This is a genomic window from Caulobacter sp. Root655, assembly GCF_001427665.1.
GTDB lineage: Bacteria > Pseudomonadota > Alphaproteobacteria > Caulobacterales > Caulobacteraceae > Caulobacter.
The window spans coordinates 420,558-445,183 of the sequence record NZ_LMHC01000021.1; the positions used below are offsets into that span (position 1 = coordinate 420,558).

The 24,626-nt window shown below is 69.4% G+C and carries 13 protein-coding genes; 11 read left to right on the forward strand and 2 right to left on the reverse strand.

The window, feature by feature from the left end:
* Positions 1-14 precede the first annotated feature (14 nt).
* The 11 genes from ASD79_RS13375 (at position 15) to ASD79_RS13425 (ending at position 21,489) form a co-directional block, all read left to right on the forward strand.
* The gene (locus ASD79_RS13375; RefSeq protein WP_056722394.1) at positions 15-2,006 is read left to right on the forward strand and encodes a hypothetical protein; all 1,992 of its coding nucleotides are present in this window, start codon (positions 15-17) and stop codon (positions 2,004-2,006) included.
* 3 nt (positions 2,007-2,009) lie between these two features.
* Positions 2,010-3,881 (forward strand): hypothetical protein, encoded by a 1,872-nt coding sequence (locus tag ASD79_RS13380; RefSeq protein ID WP_056722396.1) that lies wholly within the window; start codon positions 2,010-2,012, stop codon positions 3,879-3,881.
* Between the two features lie 12 nt (positions 3,882-3,893).
* Entirely contained in the window at positions 3,894-5,918 is a 2,025-nt protein-coding gene (locus ASD79_RS13385) for an ATP-binding protein (RefSeq protein ID WP_056722399.1), read from the forward strand.
* 4 nt (positions 5,919-5,922) lie between these two features.
* Positions 5,923-9,294 carry a DUF4157 domain-containing protein gene (locus tag ASD79_RS13390; RefSeq protein WP_056722401.1) on the forward strand — a complete coding sequence of 1,124 codons (3,372 nt, stop codon included), beginning with the start codon at positions 5,923-5,925 and terminating at the stop codon, positions 9,292-9,294.
* Complete coding sequence (locus ASD79_RS13395; RefSeq protein WP_056722403.1) at positions 9,294-9,872, forward strand: T6SS immunity protein Tdi1 domain-containing protein; 579 nt, start codon at positions 9,294-9,296, stop codon at positions 9,870-9,872. Before ASD79_RS13390 ends, ASD79_RS13395 begins: the two co-directional genes overlap by 1 nt.
* 7 nt (positions 9,873-9,879) lie before the next feature.
* Entirely contained in the window at positions 9,880-12,048 is a 2,169-nt protein-coding gene (locus ASD79_RS13400) for a glycosyltransferase (protein ID WP_056722405.1), read from the forward strand.
* Positions 12,045-13,334: a glycosyltransferase gene (locus tag ASD79_RS13405; protein ID WP_056722407.1), complete on the forward strand. Its 1,290-nt coding sequence runs from the start codon at positions 12,045-12,047 to the stop codon at positions 13,332-13,334. Before ASD79_RS13400 ends, ASD79_RS13405 begins: the two co-directional genes overlap by 4 nt.
* Positions 13,335-13,346: 12 nt before the next feature.
* Positions 13,347-13,937, forward strand: a complete 591-nt coding sequence (locus ASD79_RS13410) for a hypothetical protein (RefSeq protein ID WP_056722409.1) — start codon at positions 13,347-13,349, stop codon at positions 13,935-13,937.
* 403 nt (positions 13,938-14,340) lie between these two features.
* Positions 14,341-19,809, forward strand: a complete 5,469-nt coding sequence (locus ASD79_RS25315; protein ID WP_082584918.1) for an autotransporter domain-containing protein — start codon at positions 14,341-14,343, stop codon at positions 19,807-19,809.
* A 142-nt stretch (positions 19,810-19,951) separates the two neighbouring features.
* A complete protein-coding gene (locus ASD79_RS13420) occupies positions 19,952-20,374 on the forward strand; it encodes an FdtA/QdtA family cupin domain-containing protein (protein WP_007661819.1) in 423 nt (140 codons plus the stop codon).
* Positions 20,371-21,489, forward strand: coding sequence for a DegT/DnrJ/EryC1/StrS aminotransferase family protein (locus tag ASD79_RS13425; RefSeq protein ID WP_056722413.1), 1,119 nt, complete (start codon positions 20,371-20,373; stop codon positions 21,487-21,489). Before ASD79_RS13420 ends, ASD79_RS13425 begins: the two co-directional genes overlap by 4 nt.
* On the opposite strand, the gene ASD79_RS13430 is transcribed toward ASD79_RS13425, so the two are convergent.
* Both ASD79_RS13430 and ASD79_RS13435 read right to left on the reverse strand, forming a co-directional pair.
* Complete coding sequence (locus tag ASD79_RS13430) at positions 21,486-23,225, reverse strand: glycosyltransferase family 41 protein (RefSeq protein WP_056722415.1); 1,740 nt, start codon at positions 23,223-23,225, stop codon at positions 21,486-21,488. The two genes, ASD79_RS13425 and ASD79_RS13430, sit on opposite strands and share 4 nt — an antisense overlap.
* 59 nt (positions 23,226-23,284) lie before the next feature.
* Positions 23,285-24,625 carry a class I adenylate-forming enzyme family protein gene (locus ASD79_RS13435; RefSeq protein WP_056722417.1) on the reverse strand — a complete coding sequence of 447 codons (1,341 nt, stop codon included), beginning with the start codon at positions 24,623-24,625 and terminating at the stop codon, positions 23,285-23,287.
* Between the last annotated feature and the right edge of the window lies 1 nt (position 24,626).

A 24,626-nucleotide genomic window follows, 5' to 3' on the forward strand; every position in this document is an offset into this window, starting at 1 on the left:
ACCAGGAGAACTCCATGTCCGACACCGACACACTGTGTTTCGCCAACGCCGACGGCGTCACCGGCAACCCGACGATCGACGGCTTCTTCTTCACCGACGCGGGCGTCCTCACCACGGAGGCCGAACCCGGCTATGTCGGCGGCAGTCGCATGACCTTTGGCGGCGCGGGATTCCCGCCCGTCGTCTTCCAGGGCGTGCGCGACACCGGCACGGGCACCCTGGTGTTCGCGTTCCTCTGTCGCCTGGACAGGACGTTCGATCCCCGTGACGTCGTGGTGCTGGCCTTGCGTCCGGCGGCTGGCGCCGGCGACCAGGCCCGCCGCCGGATCGACATCTTCCCCAGCTTCCTGGACGTGGGCGCGGACGACCCGGGCCCGGCGGGCGACCCGGACGACATTCCGCCCGGCGTCCCCATGGGCGCTGACTATCATGTCCGGGGCAATCACGTTCCCCAGGCCATCAACTTCTATCGGGCGGACAATTCGGCCGCACCCTGGACGGCCTATTCCCCGGTCACTCCCGGCGCCTACGAAGTGAAGGTTCGTACCTGGCTACCGCCCGTGGCCATGGGATCGCCGGACGAGTCGGCGTGGAGCATCGAGATTCGCGTGCCGGTCAGCACGGCGACCGGCGGCGCCGACTGGATCAACCTGTCGCCCGCGGGCTTTGGCCTCTATTTCAGCGTCGTGCGGATCGGCCAGGACGTGGCGGCCGGGCCGGACGTCGTCGATGACTACTACGCGACCCAGTTCCGCTTTCCCGTGGTCCCGGGCAACGCCCTGACCGGCTTTCTCGACACCACCCTGCAGATCAATCCGTCCTGGTACGGCACGGGCCTGATCCCGGCGCTGCAGGTCCCGGCGGAGTCCAACCTGGGTCTGGGCGTGCGGTTCGTGGACGGCGCCCTGGGAGTCGGCTGCCGCAAGCCCAGCACCGGCGCGACGCTCAGCCACGAAATCAGCGGCACGGAGAACAACCATCTCGTCGCGATACTCCAAAATACGGGCACGTCGGACGCCAACAACGTCACCGCCGAGGTTCGCCTCGCCAACTGGGGACTTGGTTCGCCCGGGTTCACCGACTGGGCGCGTCCGCCGGGTCTCGCGCCCAATCCCTCGGCCTCGATCACCGTGCCCGCTGGCGGCGGCGCCGTCGAGACGCATTCGGACTGGCTGGCGGGAACGATCCCGGCTGCCTACGCCGCTCACAAGCACCAGTGCATCTGGGTGCAGCTGTCCTCGAGTTCCGCCGTCAATTTCGCCCAATCCAGCGTCCGCCGGAACATGGACTTCATCAACCTGTCAGAAGTCGAACGTCCCGCCGAGGTCAGCGGCGTCGGCTATCCGCCGCCCAAGGACGGCGGCAAGACCCATGACTTCCTGCTGTTCACCCACGTACGCAAGATCCGGGTGCGCGACCTCATGGGCAAGGGCGCGGTTCTGGGAGACGAGATGCTGGCCTTCGCGGCGGGAGCCCTTCAGCAACCGGGCCCGCTGCCAGTGCCCAATCTGGAAATGGCCTCCATCGCGGTCGGCGATCAACGGGAGTGGAGGGACACGGTCCTGTATCTGTGGATCACCGAGGGCTATCGCCGCACCGGGCAGACCCTGACCATCGGCAAGATCACGGCCGAGGTGCTCGACGAGGGGCCTGGCGCCTTCGGTTATGTCGCGCGACACGAGGGGATCGACGACCCGTTCAGCTGGTCGTTCGAGGGGCCCGGCCTGACTCGGCGGCGGCCGGGCGTGCACGGCCTGAAAGTGCCTCACGACGGCGTCACCACGCTGAACGTCAAGCTCAAGGCCGACAAGGATGGCCCACGCGGCGACGTGTCGACGGATCCTCCGGCCAAGGGTCCCGGCATCGGGGGGCCGGATGGCGGCTCCGTTTCCTCCGGCGACGGTCCGACCGCGGCGACGGTGGAAAACTGGGTCAAGCGGAACTTCAAGTGGTGGTGGCTGCTGATCCTGTTGATCATCCTGCTGCTGATCCTGCTGATGCGGTGATCCATGCTCGTGCCGTCGCCGGATCAGGGCCTGACCATACAGCGCGCGCGCCTTCGAGGTGGCGGCGCGAACGCCAGGCGCGTCCTGGAGGCCGCCCTGGCGCCGATCGACCCGTCGCGTATCGGCTTGCCTCGCCGGGCGCTGCTGATCGTCCGGCGGCTGGCGGCGGCCGCGCCATTGGGCCGTCCGGGGTTCACCCTGGCGGTCGAGGCGGCCTTGCGAAACAACCTGGCCCGCGCCGTGCGACCGGCGCGGGACGGCGGCGTCGGCCAGGCCGACTCCATGCTGTTCGACGACAAGATCGAGTTGGCCGCCTGGCTGATCGGCGGCCGGGTGCGAAACGATCCGCCGGCGGCGCGCTGGTGGTGGTCCGCCGTGCTTCGCGGCCGTCCACCGGCCGCCTGGTGGCGGGCCGAGGTGTTGCCGCGCGGCGACCTGCTGCCGCGCGTCATCGTCTGGCTGGCCGAGCGCGGCCTGGCGGAACCCTGGCTCGCCGAACTGGATGACGCCGAACTCGACCTGGCGCTCGGCGCGATCGTCCATGCCCACGCGCTGGACCCCGCCTGCGCCGAAGCCCGCCCTGGCGTTCGCCCACGCCAGGCGCCCGCCAAGCGCGCGGCGAACGTCCGGGCCTTGACCGTCCTGCTGCGAACAACGCCCGAGCTGCTCGCCGGCCGGCTTTCCGGTTCGGCCCGGCGCCTGCTGGCCGTGGCCCTGACCGTTCGCCGCGACGCGCCCCAGGCGCGCGGTCCAGGCTTCGCCGCCCTCCTGGATGCGCTCGACGCACGGGTCCCCGGGAACGATCCACAACTCGTCGCGCGGTCGCCGGCGCCGGACCACCCCGCCAACGTTGCCTCGAAACGAGAGCCTTCCACGTTCAGGACCTCTTCGCGACGCGCGACCACCGGGCCCGCGCCGGTCGCGACCTCTGAACCTGGACTGGAGGCGAAGCCCGATGAAATCGACGCCCCGTCCCTGAGCGGGAAAGTCGCCGTAACCGTCGCGCCCAAGGCGGCGCCCGCCCCCACGCCGTGCTCGCCGCGCGACCCGACACCGTCCAAATCCCCGGGGCCCGACCTTGCCCTCGCTCCCATTCCAGGCGCGCGGCACGCCCGCGGAACCGAAGCGGCGGGCCGCGTCCGACGCGCGACGGTCGGGTTCGGCGGGGTGTTCTACCTGCTCAACGCCCTGCTGGGCCTGGAGCTGTACGGTGACTTTTCCCAGCCGCGTGGCCGGAACCTGGCCCTGTCGCCCTGGGACCTGCTGGCGATGTTGGGCGCCCGATGGTTTGGCCCAGCTTTCGCGGCGGACCCCGTCAGCGGTTTTCTGGCCGACCTGGCCGGGCGCCCTCCGCGCCGGCGCCCTGGCGCTGACTTCGTCGCGCCGAAGACCTGGATCACGCCTCGCGCCTGGCTGAGCCCCTGGGCCCAGCCGACCACGATCATCGGCTGGGTGGGGCGCCAGCGAGTGATGCTCTGGCACCCGGCGGGTTTCGCGATCGCCGACGCCCCGAGACGGCCTGGACGCAACGGCCGCGACCAGCTCGCGAGACTGGCCCGCCGGACCGGCCTGGCCGCGACGACCATCGTGACCGCCACGCGCGCGCCCGTCCAACTGGGCCGCGGCCTTGACCGGTGGCTGAACCTCCTGACCCTGTACCTGCGGGCGCGCCTGTCGCGGGCCCTGGGTGTCGACGCCCACAACGCCCCCGACCTGGTCTGTCGCCATCCGGCCGTCCTGGAGGCCAGCGACGGCGCGCTCGATATCCACCTCGCCCTCTCCGACCTGCCGCTGGCCCTCAGGATCGCGGGGCTGGACCGCGACCCAGGCTGGATTCCGGCCGTCGGGCTCAAGCCCACCTTCCATTTCACCTGATCAAGGCAGGCCATGACGCTCTCCGATCCTTTCGCCGCCATGCCCCAGGACGCCGCCGGTCATTTTCGTCTGGCCTTGCTGGGCGTGGCGGGACGGCTGGCGGAGCTGGCGGCGGGCGAGGATCGGGCCGGCCTGCTGGCGGCCTGCCCGTTCCTGGCCGAGTACGAGGCCGAGATCGATCGCCTGTTCGGGGCGACCTGTCCCGGCGCCGAGGCCTGGCGTCGCGCGGTCGAGGGCTGGGCCGCCCGCCTGCCGCCCACGCCACTGACCGCCCTGCGTCGCGCGGGGCTGGCGACGCTGGACATCGACCTTCTGCTGACCATTGGCCTGGTGGAGGAGGATCCGCGTTTCGCCGCGTTGCTGGCTGGAGACGACGGCGCCCGGCCGACCCTGGGCGTCCTGATCGGCCTGTGGCGCGGCCACGGCGACGCCGACCGCCCCGAGGCCGTCCGCGCCGCGGTGCTGAACCTGCTCCAGGCCGGCCTGGTCCACGTGCTCAATCCCGACGCGCCCCGCATGGCCTGGCGGCTGGCGGTCTCGCCCGCCCTGTGGGACGCGCTCGGCGACGCCTGCCCCGAGATGCGCCTGGCGCAACGGATCCCGCCCGAAAGCCTGACCCCGCTGAGCGCCTTCATCCCGCCGCGCGCCGAGGCCGTGGAACACCCGTCCTGGACGGCCCTGCCCGACCACCTGGCGCGGCAGCCCGGGCGACTGATCGTCGTGCGCGGCCCCGCCCATAACGGGCGCAAGACCCTGGTCGGCGGCGTCGCGCGGGCCCTGGGCCTCGGACTCCTGCGGATCGACGCCGCCGGCCTGGCGGACGAAGCCCATTGGCGGCTCTGCGGCGCCCTCGCCCGCCTGTGGGGGGCCATGCCGCTGGTCGAGCTGGCGCTGGTTCCCGGCGAGAGCCGCACCCTGCCGTCCCTCCCCCTATGGGACGGCCCGATCGCCGTGGTCATGGGGCCGACCGGCGGGGTAGCCTGCGCCGATGGGCGGCCGATCCTGACGCTGGAGCTGTCGGCGCCCGACGCCCAGGCCCGCGCCCGCCATTGGCGCGAGGCCTCGCCCGGCGGCGCCCCGGCGGAACGGCGGCGGCTGGCCGAAGACTTTCATTTGACCAGCGGGGCCATCCGACGCGCGGCGGCGGCGGCCGAGGGCTACGCGGCCCTGGATCGCCGCGCGGACCTGACCGCCGATGACGTCCGCCAGGCGGTGCGCGGCCTGCACGACGCCCGCATCGAGACCGTGGCCGCCCGTGTCCGCGCCGAAGGCGGACTGGGCCGGCTGGCGCTGGAGCGCACGGCGCGCCTGGAGTTGGAGTCGCTGATCGCCCGCTGCCGGCACCGCGAGGCCCTGGCCGTGGCGGCCGGCGACGGACCGGGCGCGGCCGGGGTGCGGGCCCTGTTCAGCGGCCCCAGCGGCTCGGGCAAGACCCTGGCCGCCCAACTGGTCGCCGCCGAGCTGGGCAAGGATCTCTACCGCATCGACCTGGCCTCGGCCGTCAGCAAGTACATCGGCGAGACCGAGAAGAACCTCGACCGGGCCTTCGCCGCCGCCGAGGACCTGGACGCCATGCTGCTGCTCGACGAGGGCGACGCGCTGATGGCCCGCCGCACCGACGTCGGCAACGCCAACGACCGCTACGCCAACCTCGAGACCAATTTCCTGCTGCAGCGGATCGAGACCTTCCGGGGCATACTGCTGGTCACCACCAACGCCGCCGAGCGCATCGACAAGGCCTTCGCCCGGCGCATGGACGTGGTCGTGCCGTTCCGCGCGCCCGACGAGGCGCGGCGCTACGAGATCCTCGAGCGCCACCTGGGCGACCATGCCGCTTCCGATGAGCTGCTGCAGGAGATCGCCTGCCGCTGCGCCCTGTCCGGCGGCCAGCTTCGCAATGTCGCCCTGCACGCCCGGCTGCTGGCCCTGTCGGGCGACCGGCCGCTGGACGACGAGGCGCTGCGCTCGGCGCTGCTGCGCGAATACCGCAAGACCGAGGCGCAGTGCCCGCTCAAGCCGGCCCTGTCGGCGGGCTGACCTGATGGCCGCGGTCCAGCGACAAGCCGAGACCAGCAAGAGCTCCGCCCCCCAGGCGGCGACCGCCAGGCGCGACGCGGCGACCACGGACAGCCCGTCGTCGGCGGCGTGGAGCGCCCGCACCACCGTCCTGCTGTCCACCCGGACCCAGGCCGCGCCCCTGGCCATTTCCTCGCCCGGCGACGCCGCCGAACACGAGGCCGAGACCCTGGCGCACAGGGTGGTGTCCATGCCGCCGCCGGCCAGCGCGCCGCACCTGTCGCGGGGGTCGCCGCTCGCCGCCCGCGCGCCCGCCGCCGCGCCCGCTTCCGGCGGCGACCAGGCTCAGACCACCGCCGCGACCGCCGACGCCATCCAGGCCGAACTGGGCGGCGGCGCGCCCTTGCCCAAGGCCGTTCAGGACTTCATGGCGCCGCGGTTCAAGGCCGACTTCTCCAGCGTGCGCATCCACACCGACGCCAAGGCCGAGAACCTGGCCGCCCGGCTGGGCGCCAAGGCCTTCACCTATGGCCGCCACGTGTTCTTCAATCGCGGCCAGTTCCAGCCGGCCAGCAAGGCCGGCAAGGAACTGATCGCCCACGAGCTGGCCCACACCATCCAGCAGAGCGCCACCGTCCAGCGGCAGGTCGACACCACGGTGTCGCAGCGCGCCCAGCCCCAGGTGCAGCGCGGGATCATCAGCGAGGCCCTGGACTGGTTCGCCGACAAGGCCAACTACATCCCCGGCTTCCGGTTGATCACCGTCGTCATCGGCATCAACCCGATCAATATGAGCCGGGTCGAGCGCAGCGCCGCCAACATCCTGCGCGCCCTGGTCGAGTTCCTGCCCGGCGGTGGCCTGATCGTCGAGGCGCTCGATCGCTACGGCATCTTCGACAAGGCCGGGTCGTGGATCGAGAGCCAGATCGCCTCGCTGGGCATCGGCCTCGGCTCGATCAAGGCCGCGCTCGACGCCTTCGTGAATGGCCTCGGCCTCGCCGACGCCTTCCGGCTGGGCGCCGTCTGGGAGCGGGCCAAGCGGATCTTCACCGAGCCCATAGACCGGCTGATCTCGTTCGCCAAAAGCCTGGTGTCCGCCGTTCTCGACCTGATCAAGGAGGCGATCCTCAAGCCGCTGGCCGCCCTGGCCGCCCGCACGCCGGGCTGGGACCTGCTGAAGGCCGTCCTGGGCCGCGACCCGATCACTGGCGAAGCCGTGCCGCGCACCGCCGACACCCTGATCGGCGGCTTCATGAAGCTGATCGGCCAGGAAGAGATCTGGGAGAACATCAAGCGGGCCAACGCCATCGCCCGCGCCTGGGCCTGGTTCCAGAGCGCCATCAGCGGCCTGATGGCCCTGGTCACCTCGATCCCCGAACGGTTCATGAGCACCCTGCGGTCGCTCGAGATCATGGACCTGGTCCTGCCGCCCCGCGCCCTGCTCAAGGTGGCCGGCGCCTTCGCCAGCTTCATGGGCGACTTCCTGAGCTGGGCCGGCGGCACGGTGATGGACCTGCTGAAGATCATCATGGAGGTCGTGGCCCCCGGGGTGATGCCCTACGTCAAGAAGGCGGCGGGCGCCTTCGACACCATCATCCGCAACCCGATCGGCTTCGTCGGCACGCTGGTGCAGGCCGGCAAGCTGGGCTTCAGCAATTTCGCCAAGAACTTCCTCACCCATCTGCGCGCCTCGCTGGTGGGCTGGCTGACGGGTGCGATGACCGGCGCGGCGGTCTACATCCCGCAGGGCTTCAGCCTGCGCGAGATCCTGAAGTTCGCCCTGTCGGTGCTGGGCCTGACCTGGACCAACATCCGCACCAAGCTGGTGGCCGCCACCAACGAGACCGTGGTCCGCGCGCTGGAGACCGGTTTCGACATCGTCGTCACCCTGGTGAACGAAGGCCCGGCGGCGGCCTGGCAGAAGATCCTCGAGACCCTCTCCAACCTGCGCGACATGGTCATCGAGCAGGTGATGACCTTCGTGAAGGACCGCATCGTCTCGGCCGCCGTCACCCGGCTGTTGTCGATGCTCAGTCCGGCCGGGGCCTTCATCCAGGCCATCATCGCCATCTACAACACGGTGATGTTCTTCGTGGAGCGGCTGCGCCAGATCGCCGCTGTCGCCGCGTCCTTCATCGACGCCATCGCCACGATCGCCGCCGGCAACATCGCCCCGGCGGCGGCCCGCGTCGAGTCGACCCTGGCCGGTCTGCTGACCCTGGTGATCAGCTTCCTGGCCCGCATCGCAGGGCTGGGCCGGGTGGCCGACGCGGTGACCAACATCATCAACCGCATCCGCGCGCCCATCAACAACGCCCTCGACCGAGTGGTGGCCTGGATCGTCACCCAGGCCCGGCGGTTGGGACGCTTCGTCGCCCAGGCGGGCGTGCCGCATGATCCCGCCGAGCGCCTGCGGCTGGCCAGCGCGGCGGCGATCGGCGCGGCGCGGCGGCTGCGCGGCCGGGTCACGGCCGGGCTGCTGACGCCGATCCTGGCCGGCATCCGCACCCGCTACGGCCTGGTCAGCATCCAGCCCTACGAGAGCAGAGGCTCCTGGTGGGTGCGGGCGCGCATCAACCCGGAGGTCACGGCCAATCTCGGCGTCTCGACCGGTCTTGTCGGCCCGGACGGCCGCACCCCCGCCGCCGACTATCGCGGCGCCGGCGGCGGGGCGCGAGCTGCTGAAGGGCCCAACTGGGCTCCGATCATCAGCAAGCTGGGCCAGGCGATCACCATGTTCACCGGCTGGGCCGGGCGAGGCAGCAGCCCTGTCGCCCAGCAGATGCTGCGTGGCCTGGAGCAGGCGCGCGAGCAGGCCCAGAGCCTGTCGCAGGATCAGGCCCGCGGCGTGCCGGAAAGCGCCCGCCAGCCGCGCATGACCCGCCTGGCGAACGAGTTCACGCGGATCCAGGCCCTGGATCCGGGCTATGAACTCGTCTCGATCGGCCAGATGTCGGTCACCGTGAACAGCGCCCGCCGACAGATGCCGGTGGCCCGTCCCACCCCCTGGAACATACCGGTCTCGGCGGTACGGGCCGAATATCAGCGCCAACTGCGCGAGCAACAGGACGGCATAAACGCCATGACGGTCGCCCAGATGCTGGCCAACAACCAGGCCTTCGTGGACCACGGACGTGGTCCCGACGAGGCGGCGCTTCGCCAGATGTTCCAGACCCGCGGCGGCAACGTGGCTGGTCACGACGCGCCCCACAATCCAGACATAGGCTGGGGCCTGGGCTTCCCGGATCCGACGGGCGCCATCGCCATTAGCGGCGTGAACCGCAGCATCGGGTCGCAGGGCGGACGCAAACGGCCTCAGATGCTGGGCTTCCTCAACGCCGTCAGCCCGCTGACGCGCGCGATAACCCAAGCCAATTTCGAATTGCGAGCGGTCTGATGGTCTACGCCCCCTTCATCGAAGCCTTCGGCGCACCCGCGCCGGGTTCAGGAGTCGAGCTCTCGGCCATGGGCCTCGAGGGATCGGAAGACCTGCGGACCTTCGCCGAAGAGATCGGAAACGGCACGTTCGCGGACGGGTTTCTCTCGGTCGCCTCGGTACGCGAACAGGCCGCCGACCTCGACGAATGGAAGGCCTGGCTACCACCGGAGCCGCGCGCCTACGCCTCCACGGCGTTCGGCCTGCTTTTCATACTGGCGGGAGGCGCGGTCTGGATCGTGGACACCCAACTGGGCCTCGTCGTGCAATCGGATCTGTCCGTCTCGGCCAGCCTGCTCGAACCATGCAAGCCGTCGTCGCAACAATCGCTGCGGCGTCCGCTGTTCGAGGCCTGGGCCAAGACCGCCGGGCCGTTGAAGGCGGATTCCGTGCTCTGCCCGACCCCGGCCCTGCCCCTGGGCGGAACCTGGACGGCGGCGAACCTCTCGGTCATGTCGATGGTCGTCTATCTGTCGTTCATGGGCCAGATCTATGCGCCCGATCGCGGATCGCCGGCGCGCATCATCCCGCTGGATTGAGGTCGCCATGATCACCGCCTCCTGCATCATGCCCACCGCCGACCGCCGGCGGTTCGCGCCCCAGGCGATCGCGGCGTTCCTGGCGCAGGGTCGCGACGACGCCGAGTTGCTGATCCTCGACGACGGCGGCGACGCGATCGGTGACCTCATCCCCGACGATCCGCGCATCCGCTACGTCCGCGAGGGCGCCCGCCGCGTGGTGGGCGCCAAGCGCAACCGGTTGTGCGAGATGGCGCGCGGCGAGGTCATCGTGCACTGGGACGACGACGACTGGCACGCGCCCGATCGCCTGGATCGGCAGCTTCAGGCCTTGAACGACACCGGCGCCGACGTCTGCGGTCTCGACCGCGTGGTGTTCCTGCGCGACGACGGCGCGGCGGCCTGGGACTATGTCTATGGCGGCCGCGAACCGTGGGTCTATGGCGCCAGCCTCTGCTATCGCAAGGACGTCTGGCGAGCTCACCCTTTTCCGGAAATCCGGGTCGGCGAGGACACCCGTTTCGTATTCGCGGCCCGGGGCGCCCGGGTCCACGCCATGGCCGACAATTCCATCCTGGTGGCCCGGGTGCATGGCGGCAACACCAGTCCCAAACGAACTGGCGGGGCCTATTGGCGGGCGCGCGATCCGCAAGGCGTCCAGGCCTTGATCGATCGGCGACCGGCGGACGCGCCTTCAGCCTTCGCCACGCCCCGCCCTGTGGCCAACGTCCACGCCTGCCTGGTGCATGAGCGACCCGACTGCGTCATCGACCTGGTGCGCAACCTGCGGCGGCTGGATCCGGTCTCGCCGATCCTGCTCTATGACGGTGGGCCACGCGGCGACCTGCTCGACCCCGCCCTGCCCTGGGACCGCTGGGGCGTCGAGCGAGTGGCCAATCCCCGGCCGATGCGCTGGGGCGCGCTGCACGGTTTCGCCCTCGACTGCATCGACCACCTGAAGGGCCGCGACTACGAGACGATGACCATCGTCGATTCCGACCAGTTGGCGCTGCGGTCAGGTTACGCGGAATTCCTGGCCAGGCGGCTCGGCGACCGCTCCAACCTGGGCCTGCTGTCCAGCAATCCTTCCCTGCAAGGCCCGGACACCCGCATCGCCCCGGCCCGCACGATCCAGGCCGAGCGCGCCCTGTGGCGGCCTTTCCTGCGCCGCTTCGAGGATGGCGAGGCGCGTTTCGCACACTGGAGCTTCTGGCCTTCGACCGTGATCTTCCGCGAAGCCGGCGAGGCCATGCGCGACCTGTTCGACGATCCGGAGCTGAAGGCGATCCTCGCCGCCTCGAAGCTGTGGGCCACCGAGGAGGTGCTGTTTCCGACCCTGACCGCCTTGCTCGGCTTTCGCGTCGCCGCCAACCCCTGCCGCCAGACCTGGGTGCAGTACCGCAAGCCCTACGGCGCGCGGGAGGTCAACGCGGCGCTGGCCACGTCCGACGCCTTCTGGCTGCACCCCGCGCCGCGACAGCTGGAAAATCCGGTGCGCAAGGCGGTTCGCGACCACCATCAAGGCTATCGCGAGCCCGTCGCCGCCAGACCGCCGCCCGCGCCCTTTCCCGGCCAGGTCTGGCCGCTGCTCAAGGTGATGCGCGGCCTCGACGGCTGGCTGGCCGACGAGGAAGGCGAACTGATGGTGCTGGCCGCCCGCGCCGCCTTGGCCGAGCCCCCGGCCACCGGCCGGTTGGTCGAGGTCGGGGCGTTCTGCGGCAAGGCCAGCTTCCTGCTGGCCAGCGCGGTTCGCACCGCCGGCGGCGCGGCCCGCCTGACCGTCATCGACCCCTTCGACGGCGTGGTCGGGGCTCGCGACCAGAAACTGCAGCACCACGGCCCCACCCTGGAGCGCTTCAACGCCATGGTCGCCGAGCAGGGTCTGGGCGACTGGATCGAGACCCGGATCGGCGCCGCCGCCGACGCCGGCTGGAGCGGACCGATCGACCTGCTGCTGATCGACGGCCTGCACGACTACGCCTCGGTCGCCGCCGACTTCGCGCCCTTCGCCGACCACCTGCCGGCCGGCGCCCGGGTGCTGTTCCACGACTATGCGGACTACTTCCCGGGGGTGGTGGCGTTCGTCGACGACCTGGTCGCCGCCGGCGGCTGGGCCGAGGAGGCCCAGGCCGGCTCGCTCAAGCTGCTGCGCCGCCTCCCCCCACCCATCTCGGAAGACCAGGGAGCCCTCACGTGACCGATCACCCCATCTGGCTGTTCTGGGAGGGTCCCCGTCCGGCCTATATCGACCTGTGCCTGCAAACCATCGTACGGCGCTGCCCCGACGCGCGCCTGCTCGACCGGGCCGGCTTCGACGCCTTGTGGGTCCATGATCGTGACCTGCCGCTGGACAGCCTGGCGCTGAACCACCAGTCCGACTTCATCCGCGCCTACCTGCTGGCCCACCACGGCGGCCTCTATGTCGACGCCGACTGCGTGGCCCTGCGCGACCTATCGCCCCTGGCGGAGATGGCGCGCCAACACGGCTTCGTCGGCTATCGCGAACCGCAGGGCTATATGAGCTGCAACCTGATGGGCGCACGGGCCGGCGGCGCGGTGATCGCCGACCACTATCGCCGTGTCGTCACTCGCCTGCGCCGACGCACGCCGCTGCAGTGGCTCGACCTGGCCTCGACGCCGATGGACGCCGCCATCGCCGCGCGCGGACGCGAGGCCCTGATCCTGCCGACCCACACCGTCATGCCCCTGCCCTGGAACGAGAGCGAAGCCCTCGCCGTCCGCCGCGACGACGGCCGCCACGCCGCCCTGATGGTCGAGGACGCCTGGTGTTACATGCTGTCGAACAACACCATCCGAAGCGACGAACGCACCCGCCTGCTCAGCCACATGCCCGCCGAGCACCTGCTGGGCGAGCGCTATTTCCTGTCGTACCTGCTGCGACGCGGCCTGGACCTGCCGCCGCTCGCCGACGCCTTCGTTCCCGAGCCGACGCCCGAGCACCTGGGCGGCCACGAGCACAAGACCCAGTTCGACGAAGGCGCGCTCGACTACCTGATCGCCCGGTTTGGGGCGAGCAGCTTCCTGGACGTCGGCTGCGGTCCGCCCGGCATGGTCTACTACGCCCGCTCGCGTGGCCTGCACGCCATGGGCGTCGATGGCGACCCGCTATATGCCCGCGACAGCCCGGTGATCATCGAGCACGACTATGCCCGGGGCCCCCTCGACGCCGGCCGCTACGACCTGGGCTGGGCCGTGGAGTTCGTCGAGCATGTCGACGAGGACTACGTGCCGCACTTCATGGCCACCTTCGGCGGCTGCGAGCATGTATTCATCACCGCCGCCGTGCCCGGCCAGCCCGGTCATCACCATGTCAACTGCCAGTGGGGCGACTATTGGATCGCCCGCTTCGCCGAGGCGGGCTTCGTGCACGATCCCGACGCCACCGCCGGGGTTCGCGCCCATTCCAGCATGCGCAGCCGGTTTTCGGAGCAGACAGGACTGGTGTTCAACCGCGCGGGGTGATGAACTCGCGTGATGCAAGTCTCTCCGCCGAGCCACGACCTGCTGGTCCATGTCCGGACCGTAATCAGTATCATCCTGGGCCTGAGCATCGCCCGGCTGCTGAACGGCGTGGCCGGCCTCGTGCAACACCCCAAGAAGGAACACCTGTGGTGGCCGCACCTGTGCTGGGTGGCCTATATGCTGATCTCGATCACCGCTTTCTGGTGGTGGGAATTCCAGCTGAACCAACTGCGGGTTTTGACTTTCGAGACCTACATCTTCCTGATCACCTATACCGCCATGCTGTTTCTGCTGTGCAGCCTGCTGTTTCCGACCGACATCAGTGAGTACGACGGCTTCCGCGACTACTTCCTGTCGCGCCGAGCCTGGTTCTTCGGCCTTCTGGCGACGACCTACCTGATGGATACGGTCGACACGTGGCTGAAGGGGCCGGAACACTTCGCGAGGCTCGGGCCGGAATATCCGATCCGGATCGCGGGCCTCGTCGTCCTTTGCCTGGTGGCCTGCGTGGTTCGCGATATCCGCTTCCAGGCCGCCTTCGCCGTGGGCGGCTTGATCTACCTCGTCTCGTACATCGCGCGGCACTACGGCAGCGTCCAGTAGGGCCCCGCCTTCCGCCGATCTCGCTCGGCCTGGCGGAGCATGGCGCCAGCGCCCTCGCGAATCAAAACCCGCGAAGGCCGTCGCCGCCGATACCGAATGACACATCGGATCAAGGTCACAGGATCGCGAGCCAAGTCGCTCGTCGCGCCGATGGCACAGTCGTTTCAGTGGAATTAAGAATCCCGCCAGACGCGATTCCGGCTGCCACTTCGGAAATAATCGAACAATGACTAAACGTCTCATATTTGAGACTCTCAGGCTCATCCTGCTAACATGAACTGAAAATTCCGCGCCTATCCTGTTTTGTAGTGCGAAGTGAAAGAATTTATGTTTCACGGCAATAAACTCTACGGGGGCAAGCGCGCGTCATGCGCTGCAGGTAGATTTTATTCTGGGGGACGTCATGTCAGCTATCGTTCAAATCAACCGTAAGGTTATTCAGGGGCCGGCCGGACGTAACCTGCTGCTCGCGGGCACGGCCTTGGGTCTCTCGCTGCTGGTTCAACCCGCGCCCGTCATGGCCGCCGTGGCGCCCGGCGCATGCGGCCCGGTCGTCGCCGGCGTGGTGACCTGCCCCGCGGGCGTGATCACTAGCGGCGTCAGCTATGCCGCCGGCGCCGACGGCCTGACCTTGAATGTTCCCGCCAACGCGACGGTCAGCAACACCGACCACCCGGGCGTTGAGGTCGCGGGCACGACGGGCGCCGTCACGGTCAACGCCAAGGGCGTCACCGGCAATGGCAACGGCAACGGCACGGACGTCGGCGGCCTGGGCCTGTTCATCCACACGACCAGCGGCGCGATCACGGTCGACGCCGAAGACGTCAAATCCACCGGGCTGCTGTTCGCCGGCAGCAACTGGACCAATGACGCCATCACCGCCCACTCCGACAGCGGCGACGTCTCGGTCACCGCGCGAAACGTATCCACGGTCGGCACCTACACCTCGGGGGTCACCGCGAGCGCTGGAACGGGCGATATCCGCATCGACGTCGATGGCGCCAACAGCTCGGGCACGGCCGGCGTGTCGGTCGGCGCCAATGCGTTGTACCGCTCGCCCACCAACGTCATCATCGACGGGGGCGCCGTCACCGCGACCCTGAACAACATCGTGGCCAGCCACGGCAGCGCCGGGGTCAACCTCAACGCCTACCGCGACATCGACTTCACCAGCGGATCCATTGCCTCGACCGGCGGCCCGTCCATCGACCAGTACGGCGGGACCTTCTATGGCGCGGGCCTGCAAGGCCGCAGCTACGCCGGCGACATCATCGGCAGCAGCCAGACCGTGGCGACCACCGGCAAGCGCGACTATGGCGTCAACCTGCGCGCCGACCTCGGCGACGTGACCTTCACCAGTGGCGCGGTGACCACGACCGGCGACGGCGCCTATGGCGTCCTGGTCCTGGCCGGCGGCACGGCCAAGGTGGTGGCGACCAGCACCAGCACCCTGGGCCACGCGATCTACGAGAACGGCGCCAACCGCCTGGCCGACGCCATCAATGTCAGCGGCGGCACGGCGATGATCGTCGAGAGCGGCACGGCTTCGGCGACCGGTCACGGCGCCAGCGCGATCTACGCCAATGGCGCCGGTTCGATCTCGATCACCAGCGGCACGGCCACCGCCACCGGCGGCGCGTCCAGCCTGAACGGCGTCCAGCGCTTCGCCAACGGCATCAGCGCTCTGAGCACCGGCGGCGGCGTCGACATCGTCAGCGGCCTGGCCAGCACCACGGGCAATGGCTCGTGGGCGATCTACGGCTCGGCGGCGAACGGCGCGGTGAACATCACCAGCACCACCGCCACGACCACGGGTGCCGGCGCCCGGGCGATCTACGCCAACGGCGGCGGCGGCGTGAAGATCGTCAGCGGCACGGCCTCGACCACCGGCAACTACGCCGGCAACACCGTCGACGCGATCATGGCGCTGACCTATTCCAAGAAGGCCAATATCGACATCACCAGCGGCACGGCCACAACGGCCGGGACCTGGGCGCGCGGCATCTATACTTGGACCAACGAGGGCGACATCGCCATCGACAGCGGCGTGATCACCACGCTCGGTGACAACTCGCAGGGCATCCTGGTCGACGCCGACGGCAACTTCAACTACGCCAGCCACCCCGCCGTGGGCGGCACGGGTTCGCTGACCATCGCCAGCGACTCGATCACGACCGCCGGCTACAATTCGGCCGGCATCGCCATCGACCACCAGGGCGCGATCGACGTCACCAGCGGCGTGATCGACACCAAGGGTGTCAACGGCTACGGCATCGTGACGTTCGGCGACGCCGCCATCACGATCGACAGCGACAAGATCACCACGCTCGGCTTCGCCTCGACCGGCATCCAGGCCGAGACCACCGGCGCCGTGTCGATCACCAGCAACCAGATCGCCACCACCGGCGCGGGCGCAAACGGCGTCCGCGCGGTCGGCGGGGCCGGTGTCACCATCGCGAGCGGCGCGATCAGCACCAAGGGCGACAAGTCCGGCGTGGCTCCGGGCGTCGATCACAAAGCCACCGGCATCATGGCCAGCAGCGCCAGCGGCCCCGTCAACATCACCAGCGGCTCGATCGTCACCACGGGCTACGCGGCGGGCGGTATCCTCGTCGCCCAGACCGAAACGCCGTTCGTCTACGGCTCGCCGCACGTCCCGGCCGGCGGGACCGGCACGGTCGATATCGTCAGCGGCACGATCAGCACCCAGACCAACGACGCCGTCGGCATCTGGGTCGAGAACGTCGGCAAGGTCACCATCGACAGCGGCGAGATCACCACCGGCGCGGCCTCGGGCATCAATGTCTACGGCCAAAACGGCATCGACATCACCACCGACAAGATCACGGCGGCGGCCGGCGGGGTGTTCGCCTACACCCGCGAAGGCGCGCTAAACATCACGTCCGGCGAGATCACCGTCGGCGAACACGGCGACATGGGAATCTACGGCGTCAGCACCACCGGCGACATCACCATCAACGCCGGCGCCACCCACACCACCAACCTTGGCATGAACGGCAGCTACACCGCCGACGCGATCGGCGCCTGGTCTAGCGGTGGCGGTAAGATCACGATCAACAGCCTCGACGCCTCGGCGGTCGGAACCTACGCCTCGGCGGTGTACGGGGTCTCCGAAGGCGGCGCGGTGGTGATCAACAGCGGCAAGGCGCGCGCCGACAGTGACAAAACCGCGGGCGTACTGGGTCGCGGGGACGTTGTGACGATCAACAGCCAGGACATCGAAATCGGCGGCGTCGGGTCGGTCGCCCTGCAGTCCGTGAGCTACCGGGGCGACTCGGTGGTCACCTCCGGCCGGGCCGTCGCCACCGACGCCAATGGAAAGGGCCTGCAGATCTTCAGCGGGCATGACGCGACCCTGACGATCACCGGCGAGACCTCCGGTGACCTTCTCGGCGCTTCGGTCTCGGCCATGAACCGCGCCACCGTCACGGTCGCGAGGGGCGCTTCGGTGACCTCTTCGAGCGGCATCGGCCTGTTGCTCAACGCCACCCCCATCCGCACCGCGCCGATCCAGACTCCGAGCGTCGGCTACGGCGCGAACGTGACCACGGCCGGTTACATCTCCGGCGGCGCCGGGGCCAAGGCCGTGCAGTTCAGCGACGGCGCCGACAGCCTGACCGTCCTGGCGGGCGCCAGCTTCGGCGGAGCCATCGACGCCGGCGCGGGGATCGACGCCCTGACCCTGAACGGCGCGGGCCAGACCACCGCCCAGACCCTGGCCGAGGTGACCGGCTTCGAAACCGCGACGGTGCAGGCTGGCCAGTTCACCCTGACCCGCGACACCAGCTTCGGCTCGACGACCGTCTCGGGCGGCAAACTGATCGTGGCTCAGTCGCTAACCAGCGACGTGGCGGTGGGCGCGGGCGGGACCCTGCAGATCGGCGCGGGCGGCACGACGGGCGCCCTGACCGGCGACCTGGCGATCGCGGGCACGGTGATCTTCAACCGCTCCGACGAGTACGACTACGCCGGCGACATCACCGGTTCGGGCGACCTGATCAAGCAGGGGAACCAGCGCCTGGTGCTGTCGGGCTTCTACGGCTTCACCGGCACGACGACGGTGCAAGGCGGCACGGTGCGCATCCTGCACCTGCCCAGCACCGCCGAGGTCCAGGTCGACAACGGCCTGCTGGATCTCAGCGGCCTGACCCAGACCGTCACCAACCTCAGCGGCGGCTCGACCGGCTCGATCTCGATCGACGGCGGCGCCCTGACGGTCAACCAGGCGAACACCACCACCTTCGCCGGCGCGATCACCGGCTCGGGCTCGTTCACGATCACCGGCGGCGGCGTCATCGAGCTCAGCGGCGCCAACACCTACACCGGCGACACCACCGTCAGCGCCGGCAAGCTGAAGATCAACGGCTCGGTGACCTCCGACGTCACGGTCGGCGCGTCGGGCGCCCTGGGGGGCTCGGGCACGATCGCCGGCGACGTCGTCGTGCAGAGCGGCGGCCAGGTGACCCCCGGCAACTCGCCGGGCACCTTGCATGTGGCCGGCGACTTCACCTTCGCCACGGGTTCGGTTTACCAGGCGGAAGTCCTGCCGACCGGCGAGCACGACCTGATCGCCGTCGGCGGCGTCACCACCATCCAGACCGGCGCCACGGTGCAGGTTCTGGCCGGCGGCACGGCCTCCCAATACGCGCGTCTGTCGCAGTACGGCATCGTCACCTCGGCGGGCGGCATCACCGGCAAGTTCTCCGGCGTCACCAGCAACATGGCGTTCCTGACGCCCAGCCTGACCTACAGCGCCAACGCCATCCGGCTGAACCTGCTGCGCAACGACATCCGCTTCGCCAGCTTCGCCACGACCCGCAACCAGGCGGGCGTGGCCAACGCCGCCGAAGCCCTGGGGTTGGGCAAGACCGTCTACGACTCGCTGGTCATCCAGAGCGCGGCTGGCTCGGCCCAGGGCTACGACGCCCTGGACGGCCAGATCCACGCCGACGTCTCGACCCTGCTGATCAGCGGCGCCGGGCGTCTGCGTGACGCCGTGCAGGGCCGCGCCTCGGCGCCGGCCGAAGCGGTCGGCGGCTGGGGCGACGTCCTGGCCGGCTGGAACCGTGTCGACGCGGGCGCCGGGGCGGCGGGCGTCAAGGCCAACACCTCCGGCCTCGTGGTCGGCGGCGACACCCTGCTGGGCGCCACCCGCGTTGGTCTGGCCGCCGCCTATGGCGAAGGTCGGGCCACGATCGCGGCGCGCGGCAGCCAGGCCGAGAGCACCAGCGGCGAACTGGCGGCCTACGCGGCCTCGACCCTTGGCCCCGTGCGGGCCAGCGTCGGCGGCGGCTATGCCTGGTCGTCGATCGACACCACCCGCACGGTGTTCTTCCCCGGCGCCCAGGATCGGGTGAAGGGCAAGTACGACGCCAAGACGGCCCAGCTGTTCGCCCAGGTCTCGGTCCCTTTGACCGTCGGTCCGGCGGCGATCGAGCCGTTCGTCTCAGGCGCCTATCTCAGCGTGAAGAGCGATGACCTCACCGAAACCGGCGGTTTCGCGGCATTGAGCGTCCAGGGCGGCACGCGCGAACTCGGCGTGGTCGATGTCGGCGTCAAGCTGAAGACCGACCTCGGCGTCGGAGCGACGACCGTCCTGCGGCCCCGGGCCTCGATCGCCTGGCGGATGACCACTGGCGACCTGACCGGCGAGACCTCCAACGCCTTCGCGGGCGGCGCGAGCCGCTTCGTGGTCACCGGCGCCAAGTACGGCGCCGGCGCGGTGGCGCTGCAACTCGGCGCGGATCTGGTCTCCGGCGACAAGGCCCGCTTCGGGATCACCTATGACGCCACCTACGGCGACCGCTACGAGACCCAGACCATCCGGGCTGGCGGTTCCTGGCGGTTCTAGACCTGAGCGGAGCGCGGCGGCCCCGGCCGTCGCGCTCCGGCCACTCCGGACCGTACGCGGTCGTCGATTGGACCAAGACGAAAGAACAGGACTACATTACCGGGCGACTCAAATTCCCACGACCCGCTGCGGAGCACATGCCATGGGTGAAACTCAACCCGGCCCCTGGCGCATGATGGATCTGCCCCGAATACAGGACGCGCGGGGCAATCTGACATCCATCGAGGCGCAACAGGTCGTCCCGTTCGAGATCAAGCGCGTCTACTATCTCTATGATGTTCCCGGCGGCGGATCGCGAGGTGGCCACGCCCACAAGCAACTCGAACAGTTGATCATCGCGGCGTCGGGCAGTTTTGACGTCGTCGTCGACAACGGTCGCAAGAAAGAAACCTTCTCCCTCAACCGATCCTATTTCGGGCTCTACATGCCGCCGATGACATGGCGGGAGCTTGAGAACTTCTCATCCGGATCGGTCTGCCTGGTGCTGGCCTCCCGCCACTACGAGGAGGAGGATTACCACCGCGACTACTACGACTTCCTGGCCGACGTGCGGGGTGGGCGTTGAGCCTGGTTCCCTTCCTGGATCTGGGCGCGGTGAACCGCCCGATCCTCGACGAGATTTCCGCCGCCTCCCGTCGGGTCATCGAAGGCGGCTGGTACATCCAGGGCCAGGAATGCCAGCGGTTCGAGGAGGAGTTCGCGGCCTTCACGGGAACACGCCACGTCATCGGCGTCGCCAACGGGTTGGACGCCCTGGTCCTCATCCTTCGAGCCTGGATCGATCAGGGACGATTGAAGCCGGGCGACGGCGTCATCGTGCCGTCCAACACCTTCATCGCCAGCCTGCTGGCGATCAGTCAGAACGGTTTGATCCCCATCCTGGTCGAACCCGATGAGGCCACCTACAACCTCGATGTCGCCGGGGTCGAGGCGGCCCTGACCCTCCAGGTCCGCGCCGTCATGGCGGTCCACCTCTACGGCCAGGCGGTTCCCATGGCCGACCTCGCCGACCTCTGTCGCGAGCGCGGCTTGCTGCTGATCGAGGACGCCGCCCAAGGCCATGGCGCGGTGACGGACGGGCGGCGGGTCGGCGCCCATGGCGACGCCGCGGGCTTCAGCTTCTATCCGGGCAAGAACCTCGGGGCGTTGGGCGACGGCGGCGCCGTCACCACCGACGACGACGCCTTGGCCGCCCACCTGCGCGCCCTTCGCAACTACGGGTCCGAGGTCAAGTACGAGAACCGGTTGCTGGGAACCAACAGCCGGTTGGACGAACTCCAGGCGGCCATTCTCCGGGTCAAGCTGCCCAGGCTGGACGCGGACAACGCCCTGCGGCGACGGGTGGCCGATCGGTACCGCGCGGGCATCGTTCATCCGGCGGTGACCCTGCCGACCGTGCCGGGCGGCGACGACAGCCATGTCTGGCACCTGTTCGTGGTGCGTTGCGCCGAGCGCGACCGGCTGGCCGAGCACCTGAGGGCGCAGGACGTCCTGACCCAGGTCCACTATCCGATCCCGCCTCACCGACAGGCCTGCTACGCCGGTCGCCTGCCGGCCTTCCATCTGCCGGTGGCGGAGGCCATGGCGCGGGAGGTGCTCTCCCTGCCGATGAGCCCCGTGCTGACCGACGATCAGGTCCAACGCGTGATCGATGCGGTCAACGGGTTCGAGACCGCCTAGCCTGGCCTGTAGACGTCGGCCATGGCTTCCAGGGCGGTTTCATAGCGACGGGTGAAGCCGACTTCATCGCGGTAGGGCGAAGCGTCGAAGCTTGGCCGCACCCTCGCCCGCAAGGCGTTCAGGCGCTGGGGATCGTTGGCCAGGTCGATGGCGGTCTGGACATAGGCCTCCTGGCTCTCGCAGATCAGTTCGTCCAGCCCGCAGGCGCGCAGGGTCACCGCGGCGATCCGGTCGTGCATGTAATCCCCTTCCCAGGTCAGCACCGGCACGCCCGACGAGATGGCGTCCAGGGTGGTGGTCAGCCCCTGATAGGGGAACGGATCGAGGATCAGGTCCACGGCGTGATAGCTGAGAAGGAAGTCGCGGCCGCTGGCGAACGGCGGGAAGACGATCCGCCCAACCCCGATCCCGAAGGCGGCGAACTGAGCCCAGATCGTGCGCTTGAGCGCCAGGTCGTCGAAATAGCCCGAACGCAGCACCAGCTTGGCGGTCGGAACCGCGTCGAGAATCTGCGCCCAGGTCGCGATGACGCCCAGGGTGATCTTGGCGGGGTGGCCATAGCAGCCGAAGGTCATGGCCCCCGAGGCCAGCATCGGCGTGGCGCTCGGCGGGGGAATGTCGTGCGACGGCCTGTAGGGCGCGACGACAGGACCGATCGGCAGGATCGTCTCGCTGTAGAGGTCCTGAGCGCCGGGCAGGTCGTGACCGTCGGCGTGCAGGACGTAGTCGAACTGCGTCAGGCCCGTGGTCTCGATATAGTTGATCCAGGACAGCTGGATCGGCGCTGGTTTGCGGGAAAACATCGCCAGGCGGCTGCCCGCGGTATGGCCCCAGAGGTCGACCAGGATGTCGACCTGGTCTTCGGCGACCTGTCTGGCGAAGGCGGCGTCGTCGAGTCCGTTGACCTCACGCCACAGGTCGGCGCCAGCCTTGATCGCCTTGGCGGTGTCGTCGCCGGCCGGCGAGCCGGAATAGCAGACGATGCTGAAGCGCGTTCTGTCGTGATGCTCCAGCACCGGCTGGATGAACTTGCTCAGTTGGTGCTGGTTGAACAGCGGCGCGAAGTAGCCGATGCGAAGGCGACCCTCGGGCCGGTACAGGGCGGGCGGGCGTGGCGCCTGGGTCTTGGACGCGTGAAGCTGGGCCCACCGTAGCCCCTCCTGGAACATGGCGTCGGGCGTGGCGCGCTGGAAGGCCCGCGCATAGTGGAGATAGGAATGGTCGTCGGCGCTGGGCCAGTGACGCAACGCGCCCTCATAGGCCGCGATCGCCTCCTCCACCCGCCCCTGATGCTGGAACGCCAGGCCCATCTTCACCCGCAGACCGGAATCGGCGGGGTGCAACTCGAGCAGTCGTTGCATCACGTGGGTGGCGGCGGCCATCTGGTTGTTGGCGTAGAGGAACTCGACGATCGCGACCAGATCGCCGGTCGTGGCCTGTGGATCCATCGCCTTTGGAGCCATGGCCTGGACCACCAGCCGACCGTGCAGGTCTCGCGCCTCGGCCAGCGTGCGCTGGGCGTCGTCCAGCTTCCTGAGCGCGATCTGGGCGCTGGCCAGCTGATAGCGGATGTCGGCGTCCTGGGGACGCTTGGTCGCCGCGGCGCGCAGCAGGGTCTCGGCATCGACGTAGCCGCCGGAGGCCATGCAATCACCCGCCGCCTTGATCAGCTCCGCCGGCTCGTAGCCGAGGACCGACACCTCGAAATCGGAAGGTTTGGGCAGGGCGGTCGTCATGCTTGGTTCCGTCGATCGAGGACAAGGGCGGTGTCGAACGGCGTGGGCCGTTCTCCGCGTCAGGCGCGGCGCGTCTTCTTCTGACGCGCCGTGTGGAGGGGTTCGTCGGTGATGTAGACCTTGGCCGGCGCCTTGTAGGCGGCCAGCTTGGCCAGGCAGGCCACCCGCAAGCGGCGCTTCAGGAGGTCGGCCGGTTCAGGCTCGCGCAGGATGACCTTGGCCGCCACGATCTGGCCTAGCAAGGGATGAGCTTCACCGAACACGGCGACGTCGACGATGTTGTCCAGGTCCAGGATCACGTCCTCGACCTCGGCCGGATAGACCTTCTGGCCCCCGACATTGATCAGGTCGGTCACCCGGCCGAGGATCTTCAGGTAGTCGCCGTCGACCTCGACCCGGTCCTGGGTGTTGAACCAGCCGTCGGCGTCGAACTCGGACGGCGCGTTCAGATAGCCAACCATGGCGTATCGCGAGCGGATCCATAGCACGTCGTCGACGACCTTGGTCTCGAAGCCCTCGCCGCCGACCCGCACCCACAGCGATCCGTCGCCGCGCGACTGCGACCGCAGGACGCCGACCTCGGACAGGCCGTAGGTCTGCTGCAGTTCAGCGTCCGGAAAGGCCTTGCCCAGGCGGTCGAGCACCGACTGCGGCATCACCTCGGTGCCGTAGGTGATGCGCTTGAGCGAGCTCAGGTCCAGCTCGCGGTGGATGCCGGACGTCAGCATCAGCGACAGGAACGAAGGCGTGGCCGGCAGCAGTTCCACGCGACGCCGCGCGATGGCCTCGCAGATCGCCGACACCGAACGGTCGGCGACGGTGACCACCGTCCCCAGGCTGCTGGTGATGGCCAGGATGGTGTTCACCCCACCGAAGTGGTCGATCATCAGAAAGGGGATGGCGACGACCGGCGCACGGACCTTGTTGAACTTGTCGGCGACCCGCTCGAGGTCGTGCAGGATTCCCTTGGGCTGGCCGGTCGAGCCCGAGGAGAACAGGATCAGGCCAGGCCGCTTGGCCGCCACCAGGCCGTCGACCAGCGGGGTGTCGGCTTCGATGACGTGGCGGCGGACCGTGGCCTCGCCGCCCTGGGCGTCGAATTCCACGAACCAGTCGCAGCCCGAGATCGCCAGAGCCGAAGCCTCCTCGACGACCGCGGCGCGGCTGAGCGGGATGATGATATTGCCGTTCAGGCCCAGGGCCATGATCAGGCAGAAGACCTCCGGCGAATAGTCGGCCAGGATGACGACCTTGGCGCCCGGCGCGATGCCTTCCTGCTGGATCTGGCGGGTGAAACCACCCACCCGCTCGACCACGCCGCCATAGGTGACCTCTCGACCCTGGTGGTCGAAGGCCAGTCGCTCGGGGGCGCTCGCGAACCGGTCCAGCAGCCACTGCATC

Excerpts from the sequence above, each read along its gene's own strand:
- ASD79_RS13395 (WP_056722403.1), top strand. The coding sequence starts at position 9,294 with ATGGTCTACGCCCCCTTCATCGAAGCCTTCGGCGCACCCGCGCCGGGT.
- ASD79_RS13435 (WP_056722417.1), bottom strand. The coding sequence starts at position 24,625 with ATGCAGTGGCTGCTGGACCGGTTCGCGAGCGCCCCCGAGCGACTGGCC.
- ASD79_RS13400 (WP_056722405.1), top strand. The coding sequence starts at position 9,880 with ATGATCACCGCCTCCTGCATCATGCCCACCGCCGACCGCCGGCGGTTC.
- ASD79_RS13410 (WP_056722409.1), top strand. The coding sequence starts at position 13,347 with ATGCAAGTCTCTCCGCCGAGCCACGACCTGCTGGTCCATGTCCGGACC.
- ASD79_RS25315 (WP_082584918.1), top strand. The coding sequence starts at position 14,341 with ATGTCAGCTATCGTTCAAATCAACCGTAAGGTTATTCAGGGGCCGGCC.
- ASD79_RS13390 (WP_056722401.1), top strand. The coding sequence starts at position 5,923 with ATGGCCGCGGTCCAGCGACAAGCCGAGACCAGCAAGAGCTCCGCCCCC.
- ASD79_RS13375 (WP_056722394.1), top strand. The coding sequence starts at position 15 with ATGTCCGACACCGACACACTGTGTTTCGCCAACGCCGACGGCGTCACC.
- ASD79_RS13385 (WP_056722399.1), top strand. The coding sequence starts at position 3,894 with ATGACGCTCTCCGATCCTTTCGCCGCCATGCCCCAGGACGCCGCCGGT.
- ASD79_RS13430 (WP_056722415.1), bottom strand. The coding sequence starts at position 23,225 with ATGACGACCGCCCTGCCCAAACCTTCCGATTTCGAGGTGTCGGTCCTC.
- ASD79_RS13420 (WP_007661819.1), top strand. The coding sequence starts at position 19,952 with ATGGGTGAAACTCAACCCGGCCCCTGGCGCATGATGGATCTGCCCCGA.
- ASD79_RS13380 (WP_056722396.1), top strand. The coding sequence starts at position 2,010 with ATGCTCGTGCCGTCGCCGGATCAGGGCCTGACCATACAGCGCGCGCGC.